The sequence below is a fragment of the Colwellia sp. M166 genome, assembly GCF_024585285.1.
Taxonomy (GTDB): Bacteria; Pseudomonadota; Gammaproteobacteria; order Enterobacterales; family Alteromonadaceae; genus Cognaticolwellia.
The window spans coordinates 1-17,800 of sequence record NZ_CP040755.1; the positions used below are offsets into that span (position 1 = coordinate 1).

Genomic DNA, 17,800 nt, shown 5'->3' on the forward strand with positions numbered 1-17,800 from the left:
ATTACTTTTCATTAAGAATTATCGTCTTTATGTCATAAAGAGCGGATAAAAGTGCGTTTTAAAAATGTTATCAAATTTCTTATCTAAAAACTATTTTCTAAAAATGAAGTGAGTGTTGAAACCAACAAGTGACTATCCAAGGTTTTCTTGATACTTATCGTTCTGATATTTTTCCCCAAGGCTTGCCAGAAGCCGTTTAGCCGCTATCGACGAAACGGCTATGAAAAACCTTATTATTAAGCTATCGTTACCTTTTCCTTGCGATGGCGAGTTGCATGATACCGAGCGTGGAACAATTTAACCGTAGAAGCTTAGCGCAACAACCTTCGGTCAGCCTGGATGTTGAACATCATATTACAGCCAGCGTATGAAACACCAAATACCGCAGTGCGCCATTTTTTTCGCTGTATCGTGCAGGTAAGGGGCGGTGTCGGGAAATCTAATGAACTGTCGTTAACGTAGTCGATGGTCAAATTGCGGAGGGCATTGTCATAAGCCGGGGATTTTAGATGCCGATATCTATGGTATCCCGTCAATCCCCACTATGTTGGGATTGAAAGGCGCAAAGCCAACATCTAATGACGGCAAATTGATCACACCACTTGGAAGTTAACCACCTAAGCGTGATGTCAATTGGCTTTTTAGTTGATGATGCTAATGCCACCGTATGGCGTGGTCCCGCTAAAGCGAGCTCTTGCGATTTAAACAACTACTGAACGAAACCGATTAATCTGAACTTCCGACTATCTTAGCAGTCGATACGGCACCCAGGTACCGGGAGGATATTCAACTCACATTAGCTCAAGAGGGCACTGCCGCTTGGCGCTGGCCGGTGATCACCACACCGCAAAGATATTGCTTTTTAGCCGATTTTTCATCAAGTGCAAGCATGGCGATGTTTGAACTAGCAAAACGCCCATTGGCACTGGCGGTCATTGAAAACATGAGGCCATCACCAGTGTGAAAAAGTACTGTAAACATCATTCACACCATTTTTCTGGAGATGGGTAAGTGGTAAGCGCATCGCCCATGAAGCTACTAGCCCAGTTATTTGGCTAATTACCACTCGATATCCGTATACGAGAAGATGCGGATACCGGTCGTTGTATATCAAATGAAAATAGCACTGGTAAACAAATTCAGCCAGGGGTATCGGTAATGTATAGCGCGCAAAGTCGCTGCGCAATTGTAATACTGCAATTAGATATATGTAGCCCAACCACAGCAAATATTGTGGTTGAGTGATAAGACCCCTACAATAATTTACCGACGAACGGCAATCGATTTGAATGTTCATCGAGATAAATGTTAAACGGTTACTCAAAGCAAGCCTGTTTGATATAACAAACTCAAGCTTCAAGAAGAACAATGCAATCGAGATTAAAGTAATAAAGATATAGAAGTAAGTTATTCGCCAAGGGCAGATTGAAATCTCGCCAACACCTGATAGTGTTAGCAAAATTTCAGGGGTCAGTGTTGATATCCGTCTAGGTAATGAATTTAGCCTAGAGTATTTCTGTGGAAGATCATACCGCGCCTTACATTGATTTAAGTGTCTCGAAAGAAGAAATGCAAAAAGCCATGAACCTTGTAATGAGTGATGAAACTTATATTCCTGATGGCGAAGCGTTTTTCTTCACTCCTGGTGAATTAGCTTTAGCTGCAACCAATGAGTCTGTAACCTTGCCAGATAATATTGTCTAATGGTTAGATGGTCGCTCATCATTAACCCGTTTTAGGGACTAATGGTGCAATGCCACTGCCCATTGAATTGATCCAGGCTGGTCAGGACAAATTGTTTTAGAGTCTATGTAATAGCGGTAAATTAACATTAGCATTAAGACCTAAAATGACTATCGCGGCGCTTTTAACTCTTGAAACTAAGTGGTCAATGGCGCGGTAAGACCATACAACAAGCGTGATAATGCTAAGTGGCAAAGGTCGATGTGGGGGCAAGGTTGTTAGCCGTATCAGTCAAGATGAAGATCATAAATAATTTTTTAAGCAACAACTTAGTGACCCACTAATACCGGCAAAGCCAACAATAATCATGTTGGCTTTGTGGTTTATAAATTGTGTTTTTTAATGCAGAATGTAAGTCTCGAAACAGGCGTTATCGCTTGTTCAACCTTGCAATCTAAGTTAACTTAGTTGAAAGGCAACCACCGTTGGAAGGGCGGGTCATCGAGGCTATTATTGGCTTTTGAAATACAGATATTTAAGGTAGAAATTAAATTTATCACTGACTGTGATAATGACTGACGGTATCACTGCTTAACTCATGATGACAAACACTGATACGCTTTTGAGGTGACATTGCTATCGTGGCATATCGCACTATCAATCGGCAAGCAACCGATGTTTTCTTCAATCCAAGCAAGTTTTTGATTCTTTAACGACAGATGCAGCAGCAGGGCTATTTTCAGCCGTAATATTATCAATAAAGACTCTATGCGCAATTGTTTGTTTCAAGGCTTTACTAATGTCACGTATCAAGCAAAAGAGGAATCACACTGGTTAAAAAGCTACCCGGACCTAAAATAACGCAATCAGCATTTAAAATGGCATCGATACTGCTAGGTAATGCTTTTAACTAATGGCGCTAGCATTAAGCTTTTTGGCATCATCGACATTTTATCAACTGATAACTCACCGACTCGACAACGTCCTTCTTGATAAAAAGCCATCAGATCAGTAGGTGTTTCAGACATTGGCAGTACCGGTGTTTTCACTCTTAATGGGCTGCCCAACCAATTTTATAGAATCAAGCGGGCGGGAGTGTATTTCACCTAAGCCATATAAAATTAAGTTGACCAAGATTATGACCACCAAGCTCAATTATTACCATCGAAACGAAAATCGAATAATTGGTTGCCAACCGACTTTTCATCAACCAATTGAGTTAAACAAATACGTAAGTCACCCCAAGCGATAGAGCTACTAAAAATTTCTTAAACGACCAGCGGAGCCACCGTTATCTGTAGTAGTGACAATGCCGGTAAGCTGGTTTCCTAAAAGGGGAGAGTAGAAAGTACACGTCCTGTGACCGTGCCCACCACCAATGGCAACAACATTATTTTTTTAGGCTGCATATAATACAATTATTTTTTCAAATTGAATTTTAACCATAACGCTAATTATACTGATGCCAAATAAAGCCGTAGGGGAGAGTTTTAGAATTGAATAAAGCTTAGATAAAGTAGCGATTCAATGATGTTTTTAAATTAAGTTCTGTTTGGTATTGGCATTAGATTTATATTTGCTCAATATCCAACTTTTTTATGATCTAAACAGTTGATAAGTCGAAATTTAGACAACTTGTTCTAACAAGTAATCCAGTTAAAGTGAGATCTTTTAAAAAAATAGCCAATTATCAAAAATAAGGGTTGACAGGTTCTTCGTTAAGCTTGCTTGAGAATGCTTTTCCTCGCTTTCAACGAGTAACTAGATTACTTTTTAGAAAGAGGATTAAGATAAGTATTAGGCCATTTATTTTGGTTTCTAAGTGGGGCTATAGCTCAGCTGGGAGAGCGCTTCGCTGGCAGCGAAAGAGGTCTGCGGTTCGATCCGCATAGCTCCACCAATATTTATTTAATAGTGTTAACATTATTAAAAGATAGATAAAAAGATAATTGTAATTGGATAACTCTTGAGTTATCGAATTATAAAAATAAAGTTAGATACTTTGTTTTATCGTTTTAGTGTCCCTATCGTCTAGAGGCCTAGGACACCGCCCTTTCACGGCGGTAACAGGGGGTTCGAATCCCCTTAGGGATGCCACTTCTTCGGAAGACTTCTACGGAAGTAAAAAAATGAGTTCGTGTTTTTGACACAAACAAGAAATATATATCTAAACCATAAGTTCACTAGGCTAGAGCTTTATACGGTTTTATTATACTAAGTGTTTCGAGTTTATAATGTGTCCCTATCGTCTAGAGGCCTAGGACACCGCCCTTTCACGGCGGTAACAGGGGTTCAAATCCCCTTAGGGATGCCACTCATTTTTAGTTAGACAAGTTAATGGTAAGTGTTTTTGACGCATACTATGAAATATATGAAATTATCATAAAGTTCACTAGGCTAGAGCTTTTTTACGATAAATTTATAATTAAGTATTTTTCATTTGGTATTAATGTGTCCCTATCGTCTAGAGGCCTAGGACACCGCCCTTTCACGGCGGTAACAGGGGTTCGAATCCCCTTAGGGATGCCACCATTAACTTAGATTGATAAATGTTTTTAATGTTTAACAATCAGATACAAAACATGAGATAGTTAATTTAACTATTATCATTTTGTTTTAGTGTCCCTATCGTCTAGAGGCCTAGGACACCGCCCTTTCACGGCGGTAACAGGGGTTCGAATCCCCTTAGGGATGCCACTAATTATTTTACTTTTTTAGTCAAATAAGCAGTGCTTAAAAAGTGAAATAAAAAAACCGACTTATGTCGGTTTTTTTATGCTAAATTTTATCAAAATAATAATGTATTAGACCCTATATTTTATCCGTTTGGTATAAGACGCTTCCTCCCCCAAAGTGGGGGGCATTTAGGCGCTGAAGATATTTTACCAGAACAACGCCAAGATGAAGTGGAACAAGTAATCACAATATTTAAAAGCAATTTAAAATAAAAATTTTAGGTATCTCAATTAAAAACCGATTGATGGTCGGTTTTTTGTGTGGCATTATCAGCACTTTACTTAAAAATGGTGATTGAAATTTATGTTACTCGGTGAATTAGAAAAACAAGTTTTAGAATATTTATGGAAACACCAGCCTGCTGATGCTAAGCAGGTGCATAGTCATTTTGAAAAAAACAGAGGTGGCTCTTTAAATACTATACAAAGCACTTTAGATCGTTTATTTAAAAAGGATCTACTCAGCAGAGTTAAGAATGGGCATGCCTTTTCAGTATTTTCCTAAAGTTAAACGTCATGAACTAATAGGCCAGTTAATTAAAGACGTAACGAATGATTTTATTGTTGAAGATGAAAATAGTGTTATTGCCGCTTTTTCTTCAATTTCATCTGATTTAGATGAGCAGCAATTGAATAAGTTAGAATTAATGATTGAACAACAACGTCAAAAATTACAGAAGAATTCTGAAAAATGATTTATGACCAATGGGCATTAACATATAACTTATCGACTATAGGAATACTAGCCTTTGTAGTCGCGAGCATTTATTTTCCTCCACTGTATTTTTGGTCCATAAAAAGGAAAATTAGCGGATTATGCAGTATCTACACGTAAATCATTGTTGTGGCTGTTTGTACTTACCCCTTGGTTTATTGCTTTTAGTGCGGCACTGATTCTTAGCCCATTATTTCAGGATGTTTCGGCACTTTCTTGGCTAACTGATTTAGCTCATTGGCACCACCCTGATATTTTTTATTTCCTTAGTTGGCATAGCTTTAGTTTGCTTGTTTTTCGTTGCTTTTAGTTTATATGTCTTTACAAAAAAAATGGTTGTTCTTTATCATAATCACCACCAAATCAGCGTGTTACGTGCATTTGGGATAAGAAAGAGCAAACAAGTAACTATCATTGAATCACCAATACCAACAGCATTCACTGGTGGGTTACTTAATCCATCATGCTTTATTTCTACGGGCCTTATTGAAAAAAACAAGCGCTGCTGAATTAGAAATAATTATTCAGCATGAAATTGCTCACGTACGTAATTATGATCCATTGAAGAAATGGTTGTTTTCATTTTTATCTGCTTATTTTACGAATAATGTCAAAGAGTTTATTAATATCCATGATGTCACTATCTATGGAGCAAGATGCCGATTCTTTCTTTGTTAAAAACCAACAGCAGTCACAGAATGTTGCTACCAACCCTAATAAAGTTTACTAAGTTGGCTGCAAATTATTCCATTCATCCACAATATAAAAAGTGAATTATTTGTTCATTTTTGCCGTCATTCTATTGAACAGCGAGTGCTACATTTACTCAATGATAAAAAGTTTAAACCATTTCCTAAAGGAGGTGTTTCCCGATCGTCATACTGCTTTAGTTCTAGTTTCAACAACGTCTGTAGATAGCCTGCATCACGCTATTGAAACTTTGTTCACTCATTAAAAACACTAAATTAAAATTTTACTCTAAGGTACCAATAATGAAGCTTTATTTTTTAATACACGCATCTACAAAAAAAACCGACCGGCAATCGGTTTTTGTAGTAACTAGTCAAAGTCTATTGTTAGTGCTGGTGTCCTTTATATCAACGATGACATTTTGCCCAAGATGCTACTTTAAGTGCTGTTGATTTGAGAAAGGCTATTACGCAAACGATTAAACCTGCATCCTGAACTCAAATCTTTTGCTATTCAAACGCAAAATGTATTCTTGGCTATGCTCAACAGGCAGGAATTAAATCAAGACCACAAGTAGGTTTTTCTATTGAAGATGCATTAGGTACGGGAGAGCATAGCGGTTTTAAAAGTACGCAATCAACACTTTCTATATCTTGGTTATTAGATGGAGAGTTGGTGCAGCAAAAAGTACAAACAGCTAAAAATTATGGCTCTACTGTCGCTATAGAACAAGAGGGTGAAAGCTTTAGATTTAGCAGCTTCAAACAGCTCGGTATTTTATTCAGGTATTGGTGAATAAAGAAAGGTTGACCTTAGCAAAATTTAGCTTATCGCAAGCAAATAAATCATTAGCTGCTATCGACAAGCGAGTTAAAGCAGGTAAATCGTCGATAGTCGATAAGCTTAAAGCTAGTGCTGAGGTAGCTAAACGTGAGTTAGTGGTTGAAGATTTAACACACGAAGTCGATGCCAGTAAATACCAACTATTTGCGCAGTGGATGCAAAAAAACAGCAGTAATGCCACATGATCAACAACATAAAAGTATTGACGTATTTGGTTCGTTGTTGTCTTTACCATTAAGTAATAGTACTGATTTTTAATGCTCTATTTAATAAACTTAAACAAGTACCTTCTGTCAGTCTTTTTTGCCACTAAGCAGCGCATTTGCTCAATCGGAAATAGAGCTTGCCCGAAGTGAAACCAAACCATTATGGCAATTTTTCAGCAGGTTTACGTAGATATGAAACAACCGATGATTTTGGTTTGGTAGCTGGGATATCTATCCCCTTTGGTGAAACAAATCAGAATCAAGGGAAAATAAAAGCGTTAACCGCTTCACAAAATAAATTAAACTGAGTCCGTTGCTTTTAGTTCACAAGCTTAATAGTCGAGTTATATATACTTATTGAGCAGTTGAAGCACAGTCACCATGTCATTTACGCAGTTACCAACAATATCATTCCTATTTTAGAGCAAGCATTTAACGAAGCAGAAAAAGCTTACAACATTGGGATGTATAGTTACACCGACTGGATGAACACTCAGCAAGCATTGCTTAATGCACAGTCTGACTTGATAACGGCTTATCAAAATGCTCAGTTAAATAACATCGAAATTGAGCGCTTAACTGGCTCCTCTTATTATCGCTATAAATCAAGCCGCTAGTGCTTCCTTAAACAATAAAAGTAACGAGAAATAATCATGAGAACAATATTTCAAATAATCACCTTAATGAGCACACTCTGTTTCGTAGGTTTAAGTACAAGCTTCCCAAGCTATGCAGTATCAGAGCCAAAAGTTACAGAGGCAGAGCCTGAAAAAGGGCCAAATAGGAGGCCGGATGTTACGTGATGGTAATTTTTGCTATTGAATTATCTATTTTCGAAACGGGCGTACCGCCAGAGTTTCGCGTTTGGGCAACTGACGGTGGTAAAGCTGTTGATCCTTCAAAGGTAGATCTTAATGTAAAGCTTACTCGATTAGGTGATGGTATTGATGATATTAACTTTTATCAAGAAGGCGAATATCTTCAGTGGTGACATGGTCATCTATGAACCTCATTCTTTTATGGTTTCTCTGTCAGCCAAATACCAAGGTAAAACATTTAACTGGCAATATGACAATTTTGAAGGCCGTACAAAAATTACTGATGACGTAGCTAAGGCCATGGAAATTGCTACTGATTTTGTTGGTTCGTCAACATTTCATGAAACTGTTGAAGTCTATGGCAAGTTAACTCTACCCGCTGATGCGACAAGCAATGTATATGCTTTTCGCTTTGATGGCCTTAGTTGAAAAAGTATATGTAAAACTGGGTGATCCTATCAAAAAAGGTCAGTTACTTCTAACCATAGAAAGCAAATGAAAGCCTTCAGTCATATAAAATACATGCGGCTAATAGTGGCATAGTGACTAACGTTAACGTGACCTCAAGGAGAACAATCTAAAGGCCGCTCGTTATTGCAAATTACCAATGATAAAACATTAATTGCTGAGCTAGCTGTTTTCCCTAAGGACTTGTCTACAGTAAGTATTGGCGCAAAAACCACATTAACTATAAATGGGGTTGAAGAAAAACAAGTCAGCAAAATTGATAGTCGCATTCTTAAAGTCAGAAAAAAGATCAGGCTAAGCTGTTTCGGTGTAGTCGTTAATAATCATGATTCTTTATTTTCAGAAGGCTCATTTGTCAGTGCAGCAATTGAAATTAGTTCGTACGATGTCGCTATGGCAGTTAAGCGCAGTGGGTTACAAAGCTTCCGTGATTTTACGGTTGTTTATGCCAAAGTTGGTGATGAATATGAAGTGAGAATGCTTGAGTTAGGTCGAGCGGTGGGTGAAGAAATTGAAGTATTAAGTGGTATTTCTTTTAGGCACAGGAATACGTATCAGAAAATAGTTACATCCTCAAAGCCGATATTGAAAAATCTGGCGCTTCCCACGATCATTAAGGGTTACTAAGGTTTAATTATGCTCGAATATTTACTTAGATTTTCAATTCAAAAAAGCACAATCATCATGTTAGCAGTGTTAGCGCTAGCAGGATTAGGTATTTGGAATTTCACCAAACTTCCTATTGATTGCAGTGCCTGATATTCTACTAACGTACAGGTAATGATTAACACTGAAGCACCCGGTTATACACCTCTTGAAGTTGAAGCAACGGGTAACTTACCCTTTGGAAACTGCATTAGCTGGCATTCCTAACTTAGTGAGTGCGAGATCAATATCGCGTTATGGATTATCACAAGTTACTGCAATTTTTAGTGATGAAACGGATGTCTATTTTGCAAGGCAACTTGTCAACGAACGATTACTTTCAGCTAAATCTGATTTACCTAGTGGTTTAGAGCCTGAGCTTGGTCCAATAGCTACTGGGTTGGGGGAGATATTCATGTTCACTGTTGATACAGAGCCTAATGCAGTTAATGATAAAAGGAGAGCCAATTACAGCTACTGACTTAAGAACCGTACATGATTGGATAATTCCCGGACCTCAGTTAATGCAAGTGCAAGGCGTGGTTGAAGTGAACCCTATTGGTGGTTTTAAACGTGAAATCCTTATTGCATTCGATCCTAAAAAATTACTGGCTTTTTGGTGTTAGTCAGCAAGATGTTATTCAAGCAATTGAAAATAACAATGACAATAAAGGCGCAGGCTTTATAGAAAAAAAATGGCGCTCAATGGCTACTTCGTATACCAGGACAAGCAAAAACGTTAAATGATCTGGCGACAATCCCGGTTAAAACAGCTAACGGTAGCGTTATCCGACTATCTGATGTTGCCAAGGTACAAGAAGGAAAAGAGTTAAGAACAGGGGCAGCAACACAAAAACGGTAGAGAGGTGGGTGATGAGTACGGTCTTTATGCTCATTGGAGAGAATAGCCAAAAGGTTGCTAAAGCCGTTGGCGTAAGACTCGAAGAAATAAAAAACAGCTTACCTTCAGGCATCACTGTCACAGCTGTTTTATGATCGTACCTGAGTTAGTTGAAAAAACCTTAGATACGGTAAAAATGAATCTTTTAGAAGGCGCATTATTAGTTATTGTCGTGCTGTTCCTTTTATTAGGTAATATGCGAGCTGCATTACTTACGGCTGCGGTTATTCCTTTTGCCATGTTAATGACTATTACTGGCATGGTACAAACAAAAGTTAGTGCAAACTTAATGAGCTTAGGTGCATTAGATTTTGGCTTACTCGTAGACGGTGCCATTATTATCGTTGAAAACTGCATGAGAAGGCTAAGTACTGCTTCTTCAAATGGACGCACTATAGAGCTAAATGAACGTTTATCATTGGTCTTTGATGCCACGAAAGAGGTCATTCGTCCTGCTTTATTTGGTGTATTCATTATAACGGCAGTGTATTTGCCAATATTTGCACTAACAGGTGTTGAAGGAAAAATGTTCCATCCGATGGCAATAACAGTCGTTATTGCTTTATGTTGCGCTATGTTATTATCGATAACTTTTGTACCTGCTGCTATTGCTATTTTGTTCAAAGGCCCTGTTAAAGAAAAAAAGAAAATATCATCATTAAATCTTCACTTGCGCTATACCGACCTTCGTTGACTTTTGCGCTCAAAGTACGTTGGTTTGTTGTCGTTGCTTGCAATTGCTCTTGTTGGAATAGCTGGTTTTTCAGTCAATAAACTGGGCAGTGAGTTCGTGCCAAATTTGGATGAAGGCGATATAGCTATGCATGCATTACGCATTCCTGGCACCTCGTTAACTCAAGCAGTTGAGCTACAAAAAGTATTAGAAGAAAAAATAACTCAAATGCCAGAGGTGGAGCGAGTATTTGCGAAAATTGGTACCGCAGATGTTGCTACTGATGCGGTTCCACCAAGTGTTGCTGATAATTTCATTATATTAAAACCACGTAGTGAGTGGCCTGATCCTAACAAGACTAAAAGCACAGTTTGTCGAAGAGTTAGCCGCAGTAGTAGAACCTATTCCTGGTAATCGCTATGAGTTTCTTCAACCTATCCAAATGCGATTTAATGAGTTACTTGCAGGTGTACGTGCTGAACTTGCCATTAAGGTTTTTGGTGATGACTTTGAAACCTTAACTGAATTAGGAAAAAATATAAACAATGCTATTGCTAATGTAGAAGGGATAGCTGATGTACAAGTTGAACGAACTACTGGTCTACCCATGATGACTATTAATCCAAATCATGAGCAATTAGCAAAATATGGCATTAGTATAAAAGAGCTACAAGATCAACTTGCAACAGCATTAGGTGGCACCATTGCAGGTAAGTTTTATCAAGGTGATAGAAGATCCGATATTGTTGTTCGTCTTCCTGAACACCTAAGAACAGATGTCGATGCTTTGGCTTATTTACCTGTACAGCTCATCGGCGATAAGTATGTACCATTACAAGAAGTTGCCACTCTAGAGCTGGTCGAAGGAGCTAACCAAGTCAATAGAGAAAATGGTAAACGACGAGTCGTGGTTACGGCTAATGTCAGAGGAAGAGACTTAGGCTCTTTTGTTCAAGATATTCAGGCCGCTATTGAAAACTCTGTTGATGTACCTGCGGGTTACTGGATTGAATACGGTGGTACCTATCAAAAACTGCAATCTGCATCGCAAAGATTATCCGTTGTAGTGCCTATTACTCTTGTGATGATCATCGGTTTATTATTCTTAGCACTCGGCTCTTTTAAAGATTCGATGATTATATTTACAGGTGTTCCCTTGGCATTAACCGGTGGTATTTTTGCCTTGTTACTGCGCGATATTCCGTTTTCAATATCAGCAGCTGTTGGCTTTATTGCCCTATCTGGCATCGCCATTTTAAATGGATTAGTTATGGTGTCATTTATCAGAGAACTGCGACGTGAAGGTGTTGCACCAGATATCGCCGCTATTGAAGGGGGCTTTGACAAGATTTAGGCCTTGTGCTAACTACTGCACTTGTTGCCTCACTAGGTTTTGTACCTATGGCACTTAATACTGGCATTGGCTCTGAAGTCCAACGTCCGCTAGCAACAGTTGTCATTGGTGGAGTAATTTCATCTACTTTATTAACCCTATTTGTACTACCTGCTTTATACCGTTTATTACACAGCCACAAAGAAACCTTTCCTAAAGGGACAACTTTTTCAACCGCTGACACAAAGGAAACAGTGAATGTTTAACAATTATCAGCGATAGTGACTTATTAAGCCTTATCGCTCTTATGGCGCTATGGCTACCAATAGGAAGCATTTGCTCATGGTGTAGACGATAGTACACGTGCATTTTTACAACAAAAATACGGGTGTGCAGATAATTCCATTTTTATACATCGGTGCTAAGCACATGGTGACAGGGTACGACCATTTATTATTCCTTGTCGGTGTGTTGTTCTTTTTTTATATAGAAGCAGAGATGTTTTTGTTATATGTCAGCATGTTTACGCTTGGGCACAGCATAACCTTACTATTCGGTGTGATTAGCGATATTCAAGTTAACGCTTACTTAATTGATGCCATTATCGGTCTGTTTGTTGTCTATAAAGGCTTTGATAACTTAGGAGGGTTTAATCGGCTTTTTGGCAAATCACCTAATGCTAAATTAGCCGTATTAATTTTTGGCCTTTTTCATGGTTTTCGCTCGGATTAGCAACTAAGCTGCAAGAGTTTCCAAATTCAGATGACGGTTTTTAATTACCAACTTAATCGCCTTTTAATGTTGGGGTTGAATTAAGAAATTTACCGCCTTAGCTTTTATATTATTGAAATTATCAATTTTTGGCGTACGCACAGCAGTTTTGTCGCTTTGCGAAAAATACCAATTGTTTGTTAATGAGCGCTGGGTTTATGTTGGTCGGTTTACAACTTACGGCTATTTCATTAAATTCAATTGATGAAATTTTTCTATTCAACTTTACCTATTTTAACGCCAACGCCCATTTGAGGATTTTTGGCATAGGCTAACATCGCATTTGCCACTTTTTCTTGCTTTGAATAACTTGATACTTCTTTGGAATGATAAAAGGCTAAAGCATGCATTAAAAATTGCACCAACTTGCTCACCTGAGGCGATGTCTTTGCCGTTGCCCCGATAACATGGATGGGCGAAATATGCCTAAATGTTGATAACCAATAGCGCGTAAACTTGTCTCAACTCTACCTTTAACTTGATTATAGAACAGGCGAGATGACTGGTTTGCAGCCATGGCAGTAACAATGGCAAATAATGAAGAATGTTGGCGATAAAAGTGTTCGGCAATCATTAAAAGGATAATGATAATCCACTTCGGCTTTAGATCCTAATGCCAGTCAGTTAAGCTAACTGGCATTTTTCTTTTTATGAGGGTATTTAGATGGTTTGGGTTTCACCCAGCGGGGATATTTTCTATCTTCCCGCCTCGTCGGAAGTTTGAATAAGAGCAGGGGTTTTAAGTAAATGATCCCAATGCATAGGAATATTACCGGGGCTCATTATTGATATTGACGAAAATACTGAACCACTGCCATCGAACTACTCGAGAAACTCAGCTGATTGGCCATATACCTGTTTCTTTCGCCGCCATCGTCATAATTCTTCGTATTAAATTATAGGCGAGTAATACGCCCCATAGCTCTTGGCGAACCATATCAGGACGCTTACTTCTCAAATGGTATGCACTATTAAGCATCGTTTGTTTTATTTCCCTAAACCCGAGTTCTATCTCCCATCGATGGCAGTATAACTCAACAATTTCGTTGCCAGGAAACCGCAATCTATCTGTCATTGACGTTAATATGCGATAGCTTTTACCCTTTATTGTTTTACTGATTAATCTGGCGTTAATGATTTCAGGTACATCTGGAAAATTCTTTTGTGCATGCTTTGTTGTTTTCAATGCAATGATATGGTCATTTTTACCAACCGATGTGATAATTTCATACTGTAAGTCCGGTCTTGCTGGGATCAACCAATGTCGATCACTCCCCGTTTGGTGCCAACGATTAAGCATCCCAAGTGAATAATATCCTTTATCAAACATAGTAAGAGAGTTATCAGGTGTGCGTTCAATCAAACGCTCAGCTAGCTTCATTTCATTCGTTTTGTAATTATCAAACTCACTACTGAGTAGTTGATGACTGGTAAGCTCCATATGGCAGACCATACGGATTTGTGGAAAGGCTGTGTCACCATATTGGTTGCTGCCAGAAGAAAATGCTTTACGATTATCTGGGGTGTCAGGTGTTCGCCAGACCACACCGTCCACAGCCAATAGGTTCAAACCATTCCATGTTTCAAATTCGTGTTGTTTATACATTGCTTGTGCAGATTTATTGAAGACTTGTTTAACCGAATCATCGCCTAAGCGTTGTCTGGCTTGAACCATAGCACTGGGAGCAACAAGCTGACTCTTGCCAGGTAACATGATGTCTAACTTAGTGGCGATATTCCAAACAGACTCTTTTCTAAATAAAGCCATACCAATCACTGACCATAAAACCGCTTCCAGTGGTAGCCTACGTTTGCGAACCGTAGCAATGCCAGCCTTTTCAAAGCCTTGTTCAATGATTTCAGGAGAAAGGATTTCTGATAGTTTTTCGAAGGTATGGTATCGGTTACTTTCTTCAAGTGTCGTCTGTAGTGCTTGTTCAATATTCACAAAAAAATCCGTAGTTAGTTACCTAACTACGGATTTTGCATGATCTTTTGGATCGGTCAACCGATCGTTATCTTAACTGATCGGCATTAGGCTTTAGAGCCGGCTTTTTTTATTGTGCTACCCAGGGTACAAAATATATCATCAATAGCGGGGAAGCCATTGCCAGCAAAGGTTGCTCTAACGCTAGATTGACCAGTTTCCTGAGCTGCCAATTCAGTTGCTAGTTGCTGAAAATCTACCTGCCATTGTATCAGCTTAGGATGCGTAAAAGTCAGTGGTTTACGTACTAAGGCAATAACTTTACTATAGCTTGAACTCGCCAATAGTTGCGTTAACAAGTGTTGGCCAATTAAGCCACTGGCACCAACAATTAAAGCAACCTTAGCTTTTTCTATCGCGTTAGCACTCGTCGTTTTGTTAATCACTTTTCTCCTTAATTATACCAAGTTTATTAAGTTTGTTCCCTAAGGGGGGATTTTAAAAAGGCTTACAAGCCGTGTTATTGATTTCGATAAGGTTCTCACAGCGATGTGAGTCATTAGAACAACGCAGGAGCAGTTGTCGAGAATAACCATTATCTTCAACCAATGCCTTGCCTACATGGATGTCGGTACTTAGCTTCAGTCTGGAATTATGAACCTGTGCCGCTAAACCTTTTAGATTTCACTGAGTGAGAAGAAACTTAGTAAAATTGGTATTAGTAGATCCAGTATCCGTATTATTAGGCCTGATCGCACTAAAATTCAATCATAGCGTTATTAAAAAGCTCGTTAACTGCTTATGAGTTAGCGAGCTCTTATTTGACTTGTTACTACGTGAATGTTTTAAACCGAGCGACTGTTACTATGTGTAGATAGTATTTGCCCAACGGGTTAAACCCGCAGTAACACTTCCGAAATGATCACCAATAACAATAGGTACGTGGTTAAACTGCTGTTGAAGAAATTGATTTAATACCGGGGATTTAGCCGTACCACCGGTAACAAATACCACATCAGGTTGACAATTAGCCTGCGTGATCGCATCCGTCATTAAGCTAGCAATTGAATTAAGCTCACGCTGACATGCCTTGGCAAAGCCATCTCTGTCGAGCATAACACTGAGCTCGGCATCGATATCAGAAAGATCAACTTGCTGTTGTGTTTGCTCGGTTATGGCGATTTTACTTTGCTCAGCAGCATTGACGACGCGGTAACTTAACTTTTGTTGCTGCACGGTTAATAGGCGTGTTAACAACTCAGGTTGCTCTGCATCACGAATAAGTTGCGCTAAAAATCGGCCATTAGCAGCACTGTAAAATTCAGTTTGATGATTAATATTATTAATGGCCATCGCTTGCCAGTAGCTGTTGCTTGGCATAGGCTTACCGGTTTTTAATAAGCTATCTAAACCAAAGCTTGGCATAATACCTTTAAGGGCAAAAGCAATATCAAAATCATTACCGCCAACACGTTCGCCACTATGACTTAGTAGGTCTTTGCTTCTATCAGATAGAATCGCTTGTTTTGGCCCCATCAGTAGCATTGAACAATCGCTCGTTCCACCGCCAATATCCACTACCAGTACTTTGGTTTCTTTACGTAAACTTGCTTCATATTCAAAGCCGGCAGCAACCGGTTCAAATTGAAACTCTACATCTTTAAAACCAACGCGTTTTGCTGCATTGGTTAATATTTTCAATGCTTGTTGATTACTCTCTTCGCCACGTAAGCCTTGAAAGTTAATCGGGCGACCAATAACCGTTTGCTCAACACTTCTTCCGAGCGTTGCTTCGGTAAGTGTTTTCACATTGCTCATCATTGCAGCGACAATGTCTTCAAATAATTCAACTTGTTGTGGTAATAAGCCACTAGCACCAAGAAACGACTTTGGCGATTTAATGTAGTAACCTTCATCAGGCTCTTGTAAGTAATTATTTAAGGCTTGTTGACCAAAAGAGAGTTCTGTGGGGTAACCATCTAAGGTCAGTTCTCGTAAAGTGTTTTGGCCTTTTTGTAACTGTCTTTGACGTTGCTGTTGAAAGTTTTTTTGCTCTGCTAACGTCAAGTTTTTGTGCAGCCAATTGACAATAACATCACGACTTGGTGCATATAAGGTTGACGAAATATATCGGCCATGATCACCTAAAGATAATAGTTTTGGCTTATTATTTTCCATAACGCCGACAGCACAGTTTGATGTGCCATAGTCAAATCCGATCATGTTGAGATCCAAAGAGAAAAAGGCCGCGTAGAATACTGAGATATTCAGTGCTAGGCAAGGGCTTTTAGTTTATATGATTAATTGCTGTGCGTGTTGAAGATAATTTCAGCACAATAGAACAAAATAAAATTTTTATCATGATTATTATGTTGATTTTTATCTTTGCCAATATCATTACTTTTAAAGCAGATGACACTAAAAATAGTGCTTTAGTTGTAAATTATTTTAGCTGATTACCTTTGTAATAAAAAGGCAGCGTTCAAACTGCCTTTTATTGCAGATAAGTCAAACTTTAGCCTGAGGCCATTGCTAATATGGTTTTAATGTCGAGAGTTTCTTGATACTGAACAAAGCCTTCGGTACGCTTCATGCGAGCCAACACTGCCATTCTATCTGAGAGTTCATTACCTTCGATATTGGCGTGACCTTTTACGTGGCTAATAATCAAATTTTCTTTTAGTGCTTGGTAGAGCGTAAAGCATTGCTTGATGACATCAAGGTTTTTAATTTCTTCACCTTTACCACGCGTCCAGCCTTTTGCTTGCCAGCCTTTTGCCCATTTGGTAATGCAGTCAATTGAATACTTAGAGTCAGACAGTACCTGAACGGTTTTACCTTGTTTGACATGTGCTTGCGCGTACTTAAACGCCGCAAGCATGCCATTAAGCTCGGCAGTATTGTTGGTGCCCATAGGCTCGTATAAGCCATACCATAGCTCAATGAGTTGCTGTTGTTGATATACCGCCATACCGGTACCTGACTTTCCAGGATTAGGTGAACAGGCCCCGTCGCAATAGATATTAAAGTCAGCAATTTGTTTTGCTGGTGATGAAGCACTTCCGGCTCCAGCATTATCAGATCTAACATAGGCGGCAGAAGCTGAAGGTTTAGCACCGCCATTTTTACTTATCGAACGTTTAGTTAATGCTTTAGTGTAGGTTGATTGAAAAGCAAGTTCCGCCTCTGCTTTTGATTCAAATCCCATATATTGAGCATCAGCTCGTCCTTGGGTATGACTTTTAACATCATTCCACTGTTCAAAAACACCGGTTTTTGCACCTTTCCATACCACGTAAAACTTTTTAGCCATGAATTTATAACCACATCTTATTAATTATATTTTACCGCCCCAGCATTTTAAACGCTTGAGGAGCGGCGTTAACCGTTAA

At 38.8% G+C, this 17,800-nt stretch carries 19 protein-coding genes, 5 tRNA genes and 6 pseudogenes; 21 read left to right on the forward strand and 9 right to left on the reverse strand.

Annotated elements, in window-relative coordinates; all coding sequences use genetic code 11:
• Positions 1–502 precede the first annotated feature (502 nt).
• On the forward strand, positions 503–613 hold the full coding sequence (locus FGD67_RS21860; RefSeq protein ID WP_373567893.1) for a hypothetical protein: 111 nt from the start codon (positions 503–505) through the stop codon (positions 611–613).
• A gap of 188 nt (positions 614–801) precedes the next feature.
• Here FGD67_RS21860 and FGD67_RS00005 read toward each other — a convergent pair whose 3' ends face one another.
• Positions 802–984 (reverse strand): hypothetical protein, encoded by a 183-nt coding sequence (locus tag FGD67_RS00005; RefSeq protein WP_257173099.1) that lies wholly within the window; start codon positions 982–984, stop codon positions 802–804.
• Positions 985–1,409: 425 nt separating this feature from the next.
• On the opposite strand from FGD67_RS00005, the pseudogene dcd reads away from it, so the two are divergent.
• A pseudogene (dcd, locus tag FGD67_RS00010) lies at positions 1,410–1,996 on the forward strand (dCTP deaminase).
• A gap of 489 nt (positions 1,997–2,485) precedes the next feature.
• Here the strand turns inward: dcd and FGD67_RS00015 are convergent.
• From FGD67_RS00015 to FGD67_RS00025, 3 genes are all read right to left on the reverse strand, one after another.
• Positions 2,486–2,572 carry a 2-phospho-L-lactate transferase CofD family protein gene (locus FGD67_RS00015; protein ID WP_306556804.1) on the reverse strand — a complete coding sequence of 29 codons (87 nt, stop codon included), beginning with the start codon at positions 2,570–2,572 and terminating at the stop codon, positions 2,486–2,488.
• Positions 2,573–2,576: 4 nt separating this feature from the next.
• Positions 2,577–2,711, reverse strand: a complete 135-nt coding sequence (locus FGD67_RS00020) for a hypothetical protein (protein WP_257173100.1) — start codon at positions 2,709–2,711, stop codon at positions 2,577–2,579.
• Between the two features lie 229 nt (positions 2,712–2,940).
• The gene (locus tag FGD67_RS00025) at positions 2,941–3,063 is read right to left on the reverse strand and encodes a hypothetical protein (RefSeq protein ID WP_257175186.1); all 123 of its coding nucleotides are present in this window, start codon (positions 3,061–3,063) and stop codon (positions 2,941–2,943) included.
• 444 nt (positions 3,064–3,507) lie between these two features.
• On the opposite strand from FGD67_RS00025, the gene FGD67_RS00030 reads away from it, so the two are divergent.
• The 19 genes and pseudogenes from FGD67_RS00030 to FGD67_RS00120 form a co-directional block, all read left to right on the forward strand.
• Positions 3,508–3,583, forward strand: a tRNA-Ala gene (locus FGD67_RS00030).
• A 120-nt stretch (positions 3,584–3,703) separates the two neighbouring features.
• A tRNA-Glu gene (locus tag FGD67_RS00035) sits at positions 3,704–3,780 on the forward strand.
• A 141-nt stretch (positions 3,781–3,921) separates the two neighbouring features.
• A tRNA-Glu gene (locus FGD67_RS00040) sits at positions 3,922–3,997 on the forward strand.
• A 139-nt stretch (positions 3,998–4,136) separates the two neighbouring features.
• Positions 4,137–4,212, forward strand: a tRNA-Glu gene (locus FGD67_RS00045).
• A gap of 92 nt (positions 4,213–4,304) precedes the next feature.
• A tRNA-Glu gene (locus FGD67_RS00050) sits at positions 4,305–4,380 on the forward strand.
• Positions 4,381–4,722: 342 nt separating this feature from the next.
• Positions 4,723–5,113, forward strand: a pseudogene (locus FGD67_RS00055) (BlaI/MecI/CopY family transcriptional regulator).
• Between the two features lie 434 nt (positions 5,114–5,547).
• A complete protein-coding gene (locus FGD67_RS00060; RefSeq protein WP_257173101.1) occupies positions 5,548–5,811 on the forward strand; it encodes a M48 family metalloprotease in 264 nt (87 codons plus the stop codon).
• An 803-nt stretch (positions 5,812–6,614) separates the two neighbouring features.
• Entirely contained in the window at positions 6,615–6,851 is a 237-nt protein-coding gene (locus tag FGD67_RS00065; protein WP_257173102.1) for a hypothetical protein, read from the forward strand.
• 158 nt (positions 6,852–7,009) lie between these two features.
• Entirely contained in the window at positions 7,010–7,180 is a 171-nt protein-coding gene (locus FGD67_RS00070; RefSeq protein WP_257173103.1) for a hypothetical protein, read from the forward strand.
• A 57-nt stretch (positions 7,181–7,237) separates the two neighbouring features.
• Complete coding sequence (locus tag FGD67_RS00075) at positions 7,238–7,489, forward strand: TolC family protein (protein WP_257173104.1); 252 nt, start codon at positions 7,238–7,240, stop codon at positions 7,487–7,489.
• Positions 7,490–7,525: 36 nt separating this feature from the next.
• Positions 7,526–8,775: pseudogene (locus tag FGD67_RS21865) on the forward strand (efflux RND transporter periplasmic adaptor subunit).
• Positions 8,776–9,002: 227 nt separating this feature from the next.
• Positions 9,003–9,284, forward strand: coding sequence for an efflux RND transporter permease subunit (locus tag FGD67_RS00085; RefSeq protein WP_257173105.1), 282 nt, complete (start codon positions 9,003–9,005; stop codon positions 9,282–9,284).
• Positions 9,244–9,429 (forward strand): hypothetical protein, encoded by a 186-nt coding sequence (locus FGD67_RS00090; RefSeq protein ID WP_257173106.1) that lies wholly within the window; start codon positions 9,244–9,246, stop codon positions 9,427–9,429. The genes FGD67_RS00085 and FGD67_RS00090 overlap by 41 nt, the downstream gene beginning before the upstream one ends.
• Positions 9,430–9,551: 122 nt before the next feature.
• On the forward strand, positions 9,552–9,665 hold the full coding sequence (locus FGD67_RS00095; RefSeq protein WP_257175187.1) for a hypothetical protein: 114 nt from the start codon (positions 9,552–9,554) through the stop codon (positions 9,663–9,665).
• Between the two features lie 11 nt (positions 9,666–9,676).
• On the forward strand, positions 9,677–9,799 hold the full coding sequence (locus FGD67_RS00100) for a hypothetical protein (protein WP_257173107.1): 123 nt from the start codon (positions 9,677–9,679) through the stop codon (positions 9,797–9,799).
• 41 nt (positions 9,800–9,840) lie between these two features.
• Positions 9,841–10,791 (forward strand): annotated as a pseudogene (locus tag FGD67_RS00105) (efflux RND transporter permease subunit).
• A complete protein-coding gene (locus tag FGD67_RS00110; protein WP_257173108.1) occupies positions 10,712–11,731 on the forward strand; it encodes an efflux RND transporter permease subunit in 1,020 nt (339 codons plus the stop codon). Before FGD67_RS00105 ends, FGD67_RS00110 begins: the two are co-directional and overlap by 80 nt.
• A gap of 5 nt (positions 11,732–11,736) precedes the next feature.
• Positions 11,737–11,976, forward strand: coding sequence for an efflux RND transporter permease subunit (locus FGD67_RS00115; RefSeq protein ID WP_257173110.1), 240 nt, complete (start codon positions 11,737–11,739; stop codon positions 11,974–11,976).
• 63 nt (positions 11,977–12,039) lie between these two features.
• Positions 12,040–12,675 (forward strand): annotated as a pseudogene (locus tag FGD67_RS00120) (HupE/UreJ family protein); the annotation flags it as partial.
• Positions 12,676–12,696: 21 nt separating this feature from the next.
• On the opposite strand, the gene FGD67_RS00125 reads toward FGD67_RS00120, so the two are convergent.
• From FGD67_RS00125 to FGD67_RS00145, 5 genes and pseudogenes are all read right to left on the reverse strand, one after another.
• Entirely contained in the window at positions 12,697–12,846 is a 150-nt protein-coding gene (locus FGD67_RS00125; RefSeq protein WP_257175203.1) for a hypothetical protein, read from the reverse strand.
• A gap of 264 nt (positions 12,847–13,110) precedes the next feature.
• Positions 13,111–14,429: pseudogene (locus tag FGD67_RS00130) on the reverse strand (IS4 family transposase).
• Between the two features lie 86 nt (positions 14,430–14,515).
• Positions 14,516–14,854, reverse strand: a complete 339-nt coding sequence (locus tag FGD67_RS00135) for an SDR family oxidoreductase (protein WP_257173095.1) — start codon at positions 14,852–14,854, stop codon at positions 14,516–14,518.
• Between the two features lie 418 nt (positions 14,855–15,272).
• Positions 15,273–16,631 carry a molecular chaperone gene (gene yegD / locus FGD67_RS00140; RefSeq protein ID WP_257173096.1) on the reverse strand — a complete coding sequence of 453 codons (1,359 nt, stop codon included), beginning with the start codon at positions 16,629–16,631 and terminating at the stop codon, positions 15,273–15,275.
• 292 nt (positions 16,632–16,923) lie between these two features.
• Positions 16,924–17,721, reverse strand: a complete 798-nt coding sequence (locus FGD67_RS00145) for a ribonuclease H family protein (protein WP_257173112.1) — start codon at positions 17,719–17,721, stop codon at positions 16,924–16,926.
• Between the last annotated feature and the right edge of the window lie 79 nt (positions 17,722–17,800).